Source organism: Nocardia sp. NBC_01377 (assembly GCF_045040005.1).
Lineage (GTDB): Bacteria > Actinomycetota > Actinomycetes > Mycobacteriales > Mycobacteriaceae > Nocardia > Nocardia noduli.
On the sequence record NZ_CP109566.1, the window covers coordinates 6522686 to 6538347 of the forward strand.

Annotated in this window: 1 protein-coding gene (cut by a window edge); it reads right to left on the reverse strand. The window is 67.6% G+C overall.

Going from position 1 to position 15662, the window contains the following annotated elements:
• Nucleotides 1-15072: the beginning of a non-ribosomal peptide synthase/polyketide synthase gene (locus tag OG225_RS30180; RefSeq protein WP_405178315.1), read on the reverse strand. It extends 22098 nt beyond the left edge of the window; only the first 15072 of its 37170 coding nucleotides appear in the window; the start codon lies at nucleotides 15070-15072; the stop codon falls past the left edge of the window.
• Nucleotides 15073-15662: the final 590 nt, after the last annotated feature.

A 15662-nucleotide genomic window follows, 5' to 3' on the forward strand; every position in this document is an offset into this window, starting at 1 on the left:
GCGATCGGCTTCGGCCAGTTGGTAGAAGGCCGACGGCGTCTGGTTGAGCACCGTGACGCGTTCCGCGCGCAGCAGTTCCAGGAACTGTTCGGGCGAACGCGAGGTGTAGTAGTCCACGACCACGACCGCGCCGCCGAACAGCAGCGGGCCCCACAGTTCCCACACCGAGAAGTCGAAGGCGTAGGAGTGGAAAAGCGTCCACACGTCCTCCGGCCCGAAACCGAAGTCGCGATCGGTGTTCGCGAACAGCCGCACCACATTCCGGTGCGCGACCGCGACGCCCTTGGGGCGTCCGGTGGAACCGGAGGTGTAGATGACGTAGGCGATGTCGTCCGGACGCAGCGGCGCGTTGCGCTCGTCGTCGGTGACGGGCCCGTCGTCGGCGTCGACGATATCGCCGGTCTCCACGGCCCATCCGTCCAGCACCACGGTCGGCAGGTCGGACGCGGCGGAGATCTCGACGGAGGAATCCAGGATCACGCTGGTCGGACGCGAATCCGACAGGACGTAGGCGATGCGGTCGGCCGGGTAGGCGGGATCGACCGGGACATAACCCGCACCGGTCTTGACCACGGCGAGCAACGCGACGACCAGGTCGAGCGACCGCGGCAGGATGACCGCGACCAGCGATCCGGGTCCGGCGCCGTCGTCGATGAGTCTGCGCGCCAGCACATTCGCGCGCCGGTCCAGTTCGTCGTAGGTCAGCGAATCCGCGCCGAACCTCGCGGCCGTGCGATGCGGATGCGCGGTCACCACCTCGTCGAACAACGAGGCGAGGGTGAGTCCCGCATCGGCGAAACGTCCGGTGACGGTATCGGGTCCGGAGGAGACCCAGCGCTGCGACAGATCGAGGCGTTCGGCCTCGCCGAGCAGGTCGATATCGCCGACGACGACCGTGGGATCCTCGGCGACCGCATGCAGGATGCGCACCAGACGATCGGCGAAGGACGCCACCGTCTCGGGATCGAACAGTTCCGTGGCGTAGTTCCACGACATCGACAACGCGCCGTCGGCGGTTTCGCCCACCGTCAGCTGCACATCGAATTTGGCTGTGCCCGCGTCGAATTCGACGATGTCGAGATTCAGGCTCGGCAGCGCGACGGTACCGGCGTCGGCGGCCGAGGCGGCCTCGAAGGTCAGCGCCACCTGGAACAGCGGGTGGTGCGCCTGCGAACGGGCCGGGCTCAGCACGTCGACGAGACGTTCGAAAGGCACGTCGGCGTGCGCGAACGCGGCCAGATCGGTGCGGCGGACCTGCGCGAGCAACTCCGAGAAGGTCGGGTCACCCGCGACGTCGGTACGCAGCACCAGGGTGTTGACGAACATGCCGACCAGATCGTCGAGCGCGCGTTCGCCACGGCCCGCGATCGGGGTGCCGATCGCGATATCGGTGCTGTTGGACAGCCTGGCCGCCCAGGTCGCGAGCGCCGCGTGCACCACCATGAACAGGGTCGCGCCGTGCGCGCGCGCCACCTCGGTGAGCGCGCGATGCAGTTCGGCGTCGACCGAGAAGTGGTGCAGCCCACCGCTGTTGGAGGCGATCTCCGGGCGCGGTCGGTCGGCGGGCAGTTCGATCTGATCGGGCAGGTCGCGCAACTGCTCGGCCCAGTAGGTGAGCTGGGCGGCGGCCACCGATTCCGGATCGTCCTCGGAACCGAGTACCTCGTTCTGCCACAGCGTGTAGTCGGCGTACTGCACCTCGAGCGGCGACCACGCGGGAATCTCGCCGCGCGCGCGTTCGGTGTAGGCGAGCACGACATCGCGCAGCAGCGGCCGCAACGAGAATCCGTCACCGCTGATGTGGTGCATGACGAGCACCACGATGTGACTGCGCTCGTCGAGGCTGAGCAGACCGGCGCGGAACGGGATCTCGCTGGTCACGTCGAAATGCGTACCGGCAAGCTCGATGATGCGGGCCGACAGCGCGGTCGAACTCACCGTTTCGGCGCTCAGCGCGAAACGCACCTCGTCGGCGTGCAGCACCCGCTGATAGCCGGTGCCGTCGACGTCGGGGTAGACGGTGCGCAGCGCCTCGTGGCGGGTCAGCACGTCACCGATGGCCGCGTTCAGCGCGACGACATCGAGCTCGCCGGTGAGCCGGACCGCGACCGGGATGTTGTTGACCGCGCTGCGGTTGTCGAAGCGGTTGAGGAACCACATGCGCTGCTGGGCCGACGACAGCGGCACCAGCGCAGCGGTCTCCCCGTTCGCCAGCGTGATCGCGGCGGGCCGCGGGCGCGGGGCCAGCGGGACGCGACCGCCCTGGCCCGCCGCCGATTCCACCCGCGTGGCGAGCGCGTCGACCGTCGACGCCTCGAACAGCAGTCGCACGGGCACTTCGGTGTCGAGCGCCTGGCCGAGCCGGGCCACCACCTGGGTGGCGATCAGCGAGTTGCCGCCGAGCTCGAAGAAATCGTCGTCGAGACCGATCCGCTCGACGGTCAGTACCTCGGCGAAGGTGCTCGCGACGATCTGCTGCACCGGTGTGGCGGGCGCGCGGTATTCCCGTGCCTCGAACACCGGGTCCGGCAGCGCCTTGCGGTCGAGTTTGCCGGACGGATTCAGCGGGAACGCGTCGAGCACGACGTAGGCGGCGGGCACCATGTAGGGCGGCAACTGCCTGCCGAGCACGGTTTTCACCGAATCGATCGCGATGGCCCGATCGGGGTCACCGATCAGGTAGGCGACCAGCTGATCGCCGGTGCGCTCGTCCCGGCGCACCAGCACGACCGCCTGGGCCACGGAATCCTGTGCGGTGAGCGCGGTTTCGATCTCTCCGAGTTCGATCCGCAGACCGCGCACCTTCACCTGGAAATCGGCGCGGCCGAGATACTCGAGTTCTCCGTCCGGCGTCCAGACCACCAGATCGCCGGTGCGGTAGGCACGTTCACCGTCGCGCGCGAACGGATCGGCGATGAATCGATCACAGGTCAGATCGGGGCGGCCGACGTACCCGTGCGCCAACTGCGCACCCGTCAGATACAGCTCGCCCGCGACACCGACAGGAACCGGCCGCAACCGCGAATCCAACACGAGCACACCGGTGTTGAACACCGGGGCGCCGATCGGCACCGACAGGACGTCGGCGTCGGTCACCTCGTGGAAGGTGACGTCGACGGCGGCTTCGGTGGGGCCGTAGAGATTGTGCAGGCGCGCGCCGGTCAGTTCGCGCAATTTCTGCGCCGTCGCGGCGGGCAGCGCCTCACCGGAGGCGAACACGTTGCGCAGGCCCACGCATTCGTCGGCCCCGCTTTCGGCGACGAACACCGACAGCATCGACGGCACGAAGTGCGCGGTCGTGACCTGCTGATCGACGATGGTCCTGACCAGGTAGGCCGGATCACGATGACCCTCCGGCTTGGCGATCACCAGACGGGCGCCGACCTGCAAGGGCCAGAAGAACTCCCACACCGATACGTCGAAGGTGGCAGGCGTCTTCTGGAGCACCACGTCCTCGGCGGACAACCCGTACTGCGCGTGCATCCACACCAGGCGGTTCACGATCGCCTCGTGCGACACCGCGACACCCTTCGGGCGTCCGGTGGAGCCGGAGGTGAAGATGACGTAGGCGGTGTTGCCTGGACGCAGCGGACGATGCCGGTCGGCGTCGGTCAGCGGAGCGTCGGAGAATCCGGACAGGTCGAGCCGATCGATGCGCACCTGGCGGGTGCGGGTCGTCGCGATATCGTCGCCCGAGGTCAGGACGCAGACCGGACCCGCGATACGCAGGATGTGCTCGATGCGCTCGGCCGGATGATCCGGGTCCAGCGGCACGTACGCGCCGCCCGCGGCGTTGACCGCGTAGATGCCGACGAGCAGATCGAGCGAACGCCGCATGCCCAGGCCGACATAGGATTCCGGGCCGACACCGGCCTGCTTGAGCCAGCGCGCCAACCGGTGCACCCGGCTCGCGAACTCGGCGTAGGACAGACTCGTCCCCTCGAACGTGAGCGCGATCGCGTCGGGTGTGCGCGCGGCCTGCGCCTCGAACATCGCCACCAGGGTCGCGGCGGCGTCGCCGACCGGGGAGGTCAGCGCGGCGTCGACCACGAATTCGGTGGCGTTCCACTCCTCGAGCACCATGGCCCGCTCGGCGTCGTCGAGCAGGTCGATATCGCCGACGATCGCGGCCGGGTCGGCGGTGATGCCGCGCAGCACCCGCAGGAACCGCTCGGCGAAGGAATCGGCGAACGCGCCGTCGAAAAGATCCGCGGCGTAGACGAGTTCGGCGTCCATGGGGGCCGCGCCGAATTCGCGGGGCTGACCGCCCGGCGTCTCGCCGAGGGTCAGTTGCAGGTCGAATTTGGCTGTCGGCTGGTCGATCTCGAGTTCCGACACCCGAAGACCGGGCAGTTCCAGGCTGGTCCGGCCAAGGTTCTGGAACGACAGCATCACCTGGAACAGCGGATGACGGGCCTGCGAACGCGCCGGGTTCAGCACCTCGACAAGGCGCTCGAACGGCACATCGGTGTGCGCGAAGGCCTGGAGGTCCCGTTCGCGCACCTGCGCGAGCAGATCGCGGAACGAGGTCGCGGGATCGACGTGCGCCCGCAGCACCAGGGTGTTGACGAACATGCCGACGAGGTCGTCGAGACCCTGTTCGCCACGGCCCGCGGCCGGGATGCCGATCGCGATGTCGTCGGTGCCGGACAGCCGGGCCAGCAGCGTGGCGAAGGCGCCGTGCACCACCATGAACAGCGTGGTCCCGTTGGCGTGGGCCAGACGGTTCAATTCGTCGACGAGTTCACCCGGAACCCGGAACCGGTGGGTGCCCGCCCGGTAGGTGGCGACGGCGCGGCGCGGACGCTGCGACAGCCGCAGTTCCTCCGGCAGTCCGGCCAGCGCGTCGCGCCAGTAGTTCAGTTGCGCCGAGATCAGCGACGCCGGATCGTCCTCGCTGCCGAGCGTCTCGCGCTGCCACAACGCGTAGTCGATGTACTGCACGGCGAGCGGCGACCAAGTCGGCGCCGACTCCGAGCGGCGCGCGATATAGGCCGACATGAGATCGCGTACCAGCGGTCGCATGGAGAAGCCGTCGGCCGCGATGTGGTGCACGACGACCGCGAGCACGTAGTCCTGGGTGGTGTCGCGCCAGCGCTTGCCGTTGTTGCCCTCGACGCGGAACACGCGCAGCCGCAGCGGCGACTCGCCGGTGACATCGAAGCCGGGGAGCACGAATTCGTAGAGCGCGCCGGGGATCTCGTCCTCGGTCAGCGAGACCACGTCGAAGGGCGGAATCGCCCGCGCCATCGGAAGCACCTGCTGGTAGGCGATGCCCTCGTGCGACGGGTAGACGGTGCGCAGCGATTCGTGCCTGGCCAGCACGTCGGCCACCGCACCGCGCAGCGCGTCCAGATCGAGGTGGCCGTGCAGCCGGACCGCGACCGGGATATTGCTCGCCGCCGAATCGGTGTCGAACCGGTTGAGGAACCACATGCGCTGCTGTGCCAGCGACAACGGCGGATGTTCGGGCCTGGTGCGCGCGGTCAGTGCCGCGCGGCCACCGGTGCCCGCGTGGACCTCCATGCGCGCGGCGAGCGCGACCACGGTCGGCGCTTCGAACAGCAGCCGCACCGGCACCCTGGTATCGAGCGCGGCGCTGAGCCGTGCGACCACCTGGGTGGCGATCAGCGAGTTGCCGCCGAGATCGAAGAAATCGTCGTCGAGGCCGACCGGTCGTTCCCCCGCCAGACCGAGCACGTCGGCGAAGGTGTCGGCGACGATCTCCTCGATCGGCGTCGACGGCGCACGGAACTCGCGCGCCTCGAAGACCGGCTCGGGCAGCGCCCGGCGATCCAGTTTGCCGTTGGGGGTCAGCGGCATCGCGTCGATGACCACGATCGCCGCGGGAATCATGTAGGAGGGAAGTACTCCGCCCAGGTAGGTCCGCAATTCATCGAGGTCGATCGTCGAGTCGGTCGCGGGGATCACGTAGGCGACGAGTTGACCGCCGGTACGCGCGTCCGTGCGCACCAACGCCACCGATCGGGCGATCGGCTCGTACCCGGTCAAAGCCGTCTCGATCTCACCCAGTTCGATACGTAGACCGCGTAGTTTGACCTGGAAGTCGGTACGCCCCAGATATGTGATCGAACCGTCGGCCGCTCGGGCGACCAGGTCACCCGAGCGATACATTCGCTCTCCCGGCGCACCGAACGGGTTCGCCACGAAACGATCCGCGGTGAGGTCCACCCGGCCGTGATAGCCCCGCGCGGACTGGTTGCCCGCGATGTAGAGCTCGCCCGCGACCCCTACCGGAACCGGATGCAATCGCGAATCCAGGACGAATACCTGCGCGTTCCACAGCGGGACACCGATCGACACCGTGCCCTCGACGCCGTCGGGAACCGGGCCGGGGAGGTAGGTGACGTGCACCGTGGTTTCGGTCGGGCCGTAAAGGTTGTACACCGCCACCGAACTCACCCGCCGGATCGCCCGCACGGCGTCCCCGGTCAACGGCTCACCCGCGACGATCAGCCCCCGCAGGGTGGACAGCGCCTCGCCGCCGATGCCGATCGCCTCGACGCCACCGGCGAATACACTCAGCATCGACGGCACGAACGAAGTCATCGTCACCCGCTCGGCGGCGATCACCTGCGCAAGATACTGCGGATCACGATGACCATCGGGAACGGCGACGACTATACGGCCACCGACCGAGAGCGGAGCGAACAACTCCCACACCGACACGTCGAAGGTCGCGGGCGTCTTGAAGAAGATGACATCATCGGCACCGATGCCGTACTCGCCGGTGATCCACCGAATCTGGTTCACCGCGGCGACGTGCGGAATGGACACACCCTTCGGTCGTCCGGTCGAACCCGAGGTGAAGATCACGTAGGCGGGATGCTCGGGACGCAACGGCACGATCCGCTCGGCGTCGGTCACCGGCGAGTCCGAATAGCCGGACAGATCCAGCTCATCGATCACCAGTGTCTCGATACCCTCGGCGGCGAAACCATCACGTGCCGTGGTCAACACACACACGGGGGCCGAGGATTGGAGCACGTGCCCCACTCGCTCGGCGGGCTGATCCGGATCCAGCGGCACGTAACCGCCACCGGCCTCCTGCACCGCGTACACGGCGACGACGAGATCCACCGAACGGCGGATCCCCAAGCCCACCAACGACTCCGGACCCACACCCGCCGCGATCAGACGCCGAGCCAGACGATGCACACGCGCACCGAACTCCGCGTACGTCAACGCCACACCACCGGCCGGATCAACGATCGCCACCGCGTCCGGAGTCAGCGACTCCTGACGGGCGAACTCCGCCACCAGCGTGCTCGCCGAATCCAACTCCCGCACGGTGGAATTCCAGCCGCGCAACGCGAGATCGGTCTCGTCGCGGTCGAGCAGGTCGATATCGCCGACCGGCACATCCGGGTCGGCGATGATGGCGGTGAGAACGCGGTCGAGCCTGCGCGCGAGATCCGCGACGGTGTGCTCGTCGAAAAGGTCGAGAGCGTAGGAGAATTCGGCGGACATGCCGGACGGCTCGCCGTTCTCGTCCTGGATCTCCTGCAACGTCAATTGCAGGTCGAATTTGGCCAGGCCCGCGTCGTAATCGATGCCGTTGATGGACAGGCCGGGCAGTTCCAGGTTGGCCTGCTTGGTGTTCTGGAAGGCCAGCATGACCTGGAACAGCGGGTGGCGGGCCTGCGAACGCGCCGGGTTCAGCACCTCGACCAGGCGCTCGAACGGTACGTCCGCGTTGGCGAACGCGTGCAGATCCTTCTCGCGCGCGGTGGCGAGCAGATCCGCGAAACTGGCGGTGCCGTCGATATCGGTGCGCAGCACGAGGGTGTTGACGAACATGCCGATCAGGTCGTCGAGCGCGGCCTCACCGCGACCGGCGACGGGCGTGCCGATGGCGATGTCGTCGCTGCCGGACAGCCGGGACAGCAGGATCGCGAGCGCGCTGTGCATCACCATGAACGGCGAGGCGTTGTAGCGACGCCCCAACTCGACCAGGGCGTGCTGGGTCTGCCCCGAGATGACGAACGGGTAGGTGCCGCCGCGGTAGGTCGCCACCGCGGGCCGCGGGCGATCCGACGGCAGGACCAGTTCGTCGGGAAGATCGGCGAGTTCGCTTGTCCAGTAGGCGATCTGGTTGGAGATCAGCGACCGCGGATCCGTCTCGGAACCGAGTACCTCGCGCTGCCACAGCGAGTAGTCCGCGTACTGCACCGGCAGCGCGGTCCAGGCGGGCGGCTCCCACAGCGTGCGCGCGGCATAGGCCACCATCACGTCGCGGGCCAGCGGGCCCATGGACCAGCCGTCGGCGGAGATGTGGTGCATCACCATGCCGAGCACGTACTCGGTCTCGCTGATCTCGAACAGTCGCGCGTGCAGCGGCACTTCGCTGGTGACGTCGAAGGCCATAGAGGCCAGGTCGATCAGGTGATCGAAGAGGGTGTTCTCGGTGACCCGGTACGGCGTCAGGTCGGGCACGATCTGCGCCGCGTCCAGCACCACCTGCACCGGTCCCGCCGCCGTCTCGGGGAAGACGGTGCGCAGCGATTCGTGCCGGTCGATCACGTCGATCACGGCGACCTGCAACGCGGCCACATCCAGTTCGCCGGAGAGCCGGATGGCGACGGGGATGTTGTTCACCGCCGATTCGGTGTCGAACCGGTTGAGGAACCACATGCGCTGCTGCGCCAGCGACAGCGGGACGTCCTCGGGACGTGCGCGCGCGACCAGCGCCTTGCGCGCGCCGTCACCGGCCCGCGATTCCACGCGCGCGGCCAGCGCCGCGACGGTGGAGGCGTCGAAGAGCATGCGCACCGGCACCCTGGTGTCGAGCGCGATACCGAGCCGCGACGCCACCTGGGTGGCGATCAGCGAGTTGCCGCCGAGATCGAAGAAATCGTCGTCGACGCCGATCCGGCCGATCCCGAGCACCTCGCCGAAGATCTGGGCGACGATCTCCTCGATCGGCGTGGAGGGCGCGCGGAAGACCTTGACCTCGAACACAGGCGCGGGCAGCGCCCGGCGATCGAGCTTGCCGGAAGCGTTGAGCGGGAAGGCGTCCAACGTCACGAAGGCCGTCGGGATCATGTACGCGGGCAGTTCACTGCCCAGCGCGGCACGGGTGACGTCGACGTCGATCCCGTGTCCCGCGCTCGCGACCACGTAGGCGACCAACTGATCACCGAGACGATCGTCGGAACGCACCAGCACGACGGCCTGCGCCACCCAATCCAGCCCGGTCAGCGCTGCCTCGATCTCGCCGAGTTCGATACGCAGACCGCGCAACTTCACCTGGAAATCGGTGCGGCCCAGGTATTCCAGCTCACCGGCAGCCGTCCAGGTCACCAGGTCACCCGTGCGGTACATCCGCGCACCGGCCGGATCGAACGGATCCGCGACGAAACGATCGGCGGTCAGATCCGGCCTGGCCACGTACCCGCGCGCCAACTGCGCGCCCGCCAGATACAGCTCACCCGCGACACCCACCGGCACCGGATGCAACCGCGAATCCAACACGTAGACACGGGTATTGAAGACGGGAGCGCCGATCGGCACCGACATCGTGTCGGCGGCCATCACCTCGTGATAGGTGACGTCGACCGCCGCTTCGGTCGGACCATAGAGATTGTGCAGACGCGCGCCGGTCAGCTCGCGCAACTTCTGCGCCGTCGCGGCGGGCAGCGCCTCACCGGAGGCGAACACATGCCGCAGGGTGACACATTCGTCAGCGCCGCCCTCGGCCACGAACACCGACATCATCGACGGCACGAAATGCGCCACGGTGACCTGTTCGTCGGTGATGACGTCGATCAGATAGCCGGGATCACGATGCCCGTCCGGCTTCGCGACCACCAGGCGCGCGCCGATCTGCAAGGGCCAGAAGAACTCCCACACCGACACATCGAAGGTGGCGGGGGTCTTCTGCAACACCACGTCCCCGGCGACCAGACCGTATTCGCTCTGCATCCACACCAGGCGATTCACGATCGCGGCATGCGAGACGGCGACACCCTTGGGGCGGCCGGTCGAACCGGAGGTGAAGATGACGTAGGCGGTGTTCGACGGACGCAGCGGCGCACGACGATCCGCGTCCGAGACGGCGGCGTCGGAATATCCGTCGAGGTCGAGAGTGTCGATGTCGACCGTCTCGACCTCGCCCGCGTCGAAGCCTTCGCGCGCGGTGGTCAGCACACAGACCGGTGCCGCGGTCTCGAGCACGTAGCGGGTGCGATCGGCGGGATGATCGGGGTCAAGCGGCACGTACGCGCCACCGGCCACGGTCACCGCGTACATGCCGATCACCAACTCCAGCGAACGGCTCATGCCGAGCGCGACCATCGACTCCGGGCCGACGCCGAGCGAGATCAGATGCCTGGCAAGACGATTCACCCGCGCCGCGAACTCGGCGTAGGACAGAGTCGTCGCGTCGAAGGTGAGCGCGGACGCCTCGGGCGTCCGCTCGACACGGGCACCGAACATCGAGGCCAGGGTCGCCTCGGGCACCTCGGCGGCGGTCCGGTTCCACCCGGTCAGCACCTGGGAGCGCTCGACCTCGTCGAGGATGTCGATATCGTGCACCATGGATTCCGGTGCGGTGGCGACGGTTTCGAGTACGCGCAGGAAACGGCGGGCGAATTCCGCGACGGTGTCCGCGTCGAACAGATCGGTGGCGAAGGAGACCACCGCGGACATGCCCGCGGGTTCACCCTGCCCGCCGCGTTCCTCGGTGACCGTCCACTGGAGATCGAATTTGGCGATGTCGACGTCGAGTTCGTCGGCGGTGACCGAAAGACCCGGCAATTCCAGTCCGGCGTGCGACATCTCCTGGAACGACAACATGACCTGGAACAGCGGGTGCCGCGCCTGGGAACGGGTCGGGTTGATGACCTCGACGAGTCGTTCGAACGGCACGTCCGCGTAGGCGAACGCGGCGAGGTCGGTGTCGCGGGTGCGGGCGAGCAGTTCGGTGAACGGCTGGCCGCCCTCGATTTCCGAACGCAGGACCAGGGTGTTGACGAACATGCCGATGAGATCGTCGAGCGCCTGTTCGCCACGGCCCGCCACCGGCGTGCCGATGGCGATGTCGTCGGTGCCGGACAGTCGCGCCAGCAGCAGCGCGAGTGACGCGTGCATCACCATGAACAGGCTGACACCCTGCGCGCGCGCAAGGGCTGCGAGCCGGATGTGCAGATCGACATCGACCTCGAAGGTCACCCGACTGCCCGCGAAACTCTGCATCGGCGGACGCTGACGATCGGTCGGCAGGTCGAGCTGATCCGGCAGGCCAGCCAATTGCCTACGCCAGTAGGCGATCTCGCGCGCGGCCATCGAGCCGGGATCGGATTCGGAACCGAGCAACTCGCGCTGCCAGACGCTGTAGTCCTGGTACTGCACCGGCAGCGGCGACCACGCGGGCGCCTCCCCCGCTGCGCGCGCGAGGTAGGCCGAGGCGACATCGCGCGAGAGCGGTCCGAACGAGAAACCGTCGGCGGCGATGTGATGGACGACGAACGCCACCGCGTGATCGGGGGTGCCGTTGGTCGAACCGCCCGTGACCTGGTAGATCCGCACGCGGATCGGCAGTTCGCGCGAGACGTCGAATCCGGTGGAGGCGAATTCGGTCAGGGTGGCCTGGAGTTCGGATTCGTCGATCGAGGCGACCGCGATGGCCAGGTTGATCTCGTCGTCGGGCACCACCTGCTGGTAGCCGCCGTCCCCGGATTCGGGGAAGACGGTACGCAGCGATTCCTGGCGCGCCATCACATCGTCGAGCGCGGTCTTCAGCGCCGGGATGTCGACATGTCCGCGCAACCGCACCACGAACGGCAGGTTGTAGGTGGGCGCGGTCGGATCGAACTGGTTGATGAACCACATCCGCTGTTGCGCCAGCGACAGCGGCACCCGGGCGGGCAACTGCTGGGCGACCAGCGGCGGACGGGAACTGTCGGCGGGAGTCGCCTGCTCGGCACGGGTCGCCAGGCCCGCGACGGTCGGCGTCTCGAACAGCGCGCGCACACCGATCTGGGTGCCGAACGCCGCGCCGATGCGCGACACGACCTGGGTGGCGACCAGCGAGTTACCGCCGAGATCGAAGAAGTTGTCATCGATGCCGACCCGATCCTGGGACAGCACATCGGCGAAGATCCCCGCCACGATCTGCTCGGCCTGGGTGCGCGGCGCGCGGAAACCGGCCGCGTCCACGCTGAACACCGGCTCCGGCAGGGCCTTCCGGTCCAGCTTGCCGCTGGTGTTGAGCGGGAAACCGTCCAGCACCATCACCGAGGCGGGCACCATGTAGCCGGGCAACTGCTCGGCGGCGAAACGCGTCAACTCGACCGGATCGACGGACTGCCCCGGCGCGGAAACGACATAGGCCACCAATTGCTGACCGGTCGCGGTGTCGACCACGAGCACCGCGGACTGGCTCACCGACGGATGCGCCAGGGTGACGGTCTCGATCTCGCCCAACTCGATGCGCTGACCACGGAATTTCACCTGGAAATCGGTACGACCGATGTACTCGAGGACACCCGCCGCATTCCAGCGCACCAGGTCGCCCGTGCGGTACATGCGCTGCCCGGCGGTGCCGAACGGATTCGCGACGAACCGGTCCGAGGTCAGATCCTGGCGTCCGCGATATCCGCGCGCCAGCTGACGGCCACCGAGATACAGCTCACCGGGAGCGCCGATCGCGGCCGGACGCAACCGCGCGTCCAGCACGTAGACCTCGACATTCCATTCCGGAATACCGATCGGGACGGTGGCCGTGTCGGCGGCGGTGGCCTCCCAGTAGGTCACCGAGACCGCGGCCTCGGTCGGCCCGTACAGGTTGTGCAGACCGGCGGTGGAGATCGCGCGGAACCCCGCGGCGGTCTCCGGCGGCAACGCCTCGCCGATCACGAAGACCGCGCGCAACGTCGCGCACTGCGCTTCGGTGGCGTGGGTGACGAAAACCGTCAGCATGGACGGCACGAAATCGGTCACGGTCACGCCGTGCCGCTCGATCATGTCCGCCACGTACAGCGGATCGCGATGCCCGTCCGGGGCCGCGACGACGAGTTTCGCGCCCACCATCAACGGCAGGAAATACCCCCACAGCGACACGTCGAAGGTGGTGGCGGTCTTCTGTAGGTAGACGTCGTCCGCGCGCAACCGGTACTCGTCGAGCATCCACAGCTCTTGATTGACGATCGCGTGATGGGTGACCGCGACACCCTTCGGGCGTCCGGTCGAGCCCGAGGTGTAGATCACGTAGGCGGTGTTGTCCTCGCGCAGCGGCGCACCGCGCTGCGCGTCGGTGATCGGCGCGTCCGAGAACTCCGACACGTCGAGGGTGTCGATCTCCACCCGCCGCACCGACTCCGGCAGTTCCAGATCGTCGTGCGAGAGCGTCAGAACACAGACCGGGTCCGCGGATTCGAGGATGTAGGCGGTGCGATCGGCCGGATGATCCGGATCGATCGGCACGTACGCGCCACCGGCCCGCAGCACCGCGTGCATGCCGACGACCAATTCCAGCGAACGCCGCATCCCCAGCGCGACCAGCGACTCCGGGCCGACACCGTCGGCGATCAGGAACCGCGCCAGCCGGTTGACCCGCGCACCGAACTCCGCGTACGTCAGCGTCGCGCCCTCGAAATCGAGCGCGATATTGTCCGGGGTCGCCTCGATCTGCGCGTCCAGCAGCGCGGGCAAGGTCGTGGTCGGAACAGCCTGCTCGGCGTCGTTCCACTCCAGCAGCGTCAGCTCGCGCTCGGCCTCGGTGGTGACCGGCAGATCCCACACCGCGATCCCGGCGTCGGCCGCCAGGAACCGCGCGAAGAATTCCATGAACCGCGCGTGATGGGTGCGCGCCTCGTCGTCGGTGTAGAGGTTCGGGTTGGTCTCGAAATCGATATGCGAGCCCGTGCCCGACTGGTAGAAGTTGACGCCGAGATCCTCGATGCTGCCGGTCGACAGCACGTTCAACCGGCCGACCATCGGGCCGAGCGTCATCTCGCTGTGGAACAGCATGATGTTGACCCAGGGGCCGAAGAACTCGGTGGTCACCACACCGTCGCCCGCGGCGTCGCGGCGGATGTCCTCGTGCCGGTACCGCTGATGGCGCAGCGCCCCCGACACCTCGACCGTCACCGATTTCAGCAGGTCGGCGACAGTCGTGTCGTGCGCGACCGTCAAACGCAGCGGCACGATATTGGACACCACGCCACCGGAACGCCGCATCGCCGCGGTCGTGCGCGCGGTCACCGGCAGGCTCAGGATCACGTCCTGGGCGCCGGTGATCTGGGCCAGATACGCCGCGAAACCGGCGATCAGCAGACCGGCGGGCGAATTGTCGTGGCGTTCGACCGCGGCGCCGAGCAGATCGTTCTGCTCGGTCGACAGCGCGGCGCTGGCGATCCCGTTGACCGGCGACGGCGGCGCGGAACGTCCCGCGAGACTGGAACCCTCTTCCAGCCCTTCCACCCGCTCGGCCCAGTGCTGTCGGTCGGTCACGAACCGCGAACTGTCGCGGTAGGCGATCTCCTGCTCGTAGAGCGTGCGCAGATCGGTGGCCTTGGCGGGCTTGGGCTCCTCGCCGTTCACCGCCGCCGTGTACAGCTCCGCGATCCGGTTCATGAAGGTCATGGCGCCGAAACCGTCGAGCACGATGTGATGCGCCCGCGAGTACCAGTACCAGCGCGAATCGGCCAGGTGCAGCGCCGCCGCGCGGATCAGGCGATCACGGGAGATGTCGAGGGGTCGGCTGTACTCGGCCCGCATCCACTCGGCCGCGGCGGCCTCGGGATCGTCGGCGGCACGCAGGTCGACGTATTCCAGGGTCGAATCCAGCGACGGATCGATCGTCTGCACCGGTTCGCCGTCACGTTCGACGATCTTCAGGAAGCCCGAACCGATGTCGGTCGCGGCATCGCGGCTCGCCTGTTCCAGCGCGCCTACGTCGAGATCACCGTCGATGTCGACATACTGTGCGATATTGATCGGCACCTGCGGATCGACGTGCTGGGCATACCAGATGCCCAGCTGCGCGGGCGACAGTGGGAAGTATTCGCCACCAGCTTCGCCGTTCCCGCCGAAATCCAGCCGGTCCAACCCAAACCTCGCTTCCGGAACACCACGCAAGCGCTCCCCGACGACACCCGGACAGGACGCTCACCGATAAAAGGGTGGCGCCTGCTCATCCAGGTTCAGTTCTCGTACAAATCAGGCAAAAATGTTCATTGGCACTATCTGTCCAAGACCGATCTTGTTACATGGGCCCGGCCGTGCCACTAACCCGCCGACCGGCCGAGCCGGGATCTTCAGTGCTGATCACCGGAACAATCTACCGTCGCCCCCCATGCCCGACCAACCAAGATCCATAGCTGTCCCACATTATGCCAGGCAGCGGACTCGAGGTCCGTTTGCTGGGATCCTGTCGGAGTTGTCACAGGGTGAATCCCGGGCGGTGCGTTCCTCGGGGGTGTAGAACGAGCCGATCACCGAGCATGAGTGCCGACCTGCGATCGACGGCAGATCCGCGTTCGGGCAGCTGCCCCGTCGGCCGCACACAGTGGTGTCGAGCGTCGGCGCGAAGGCGTCGCCGGAGAGTCTGCGAGCGTTCTACTCGACCATTCGCAGGAGATCTACTCGACCGTTCGCAGGCGCTCACATGGTCTACCACCGCTGCGGAATCGGCGTAT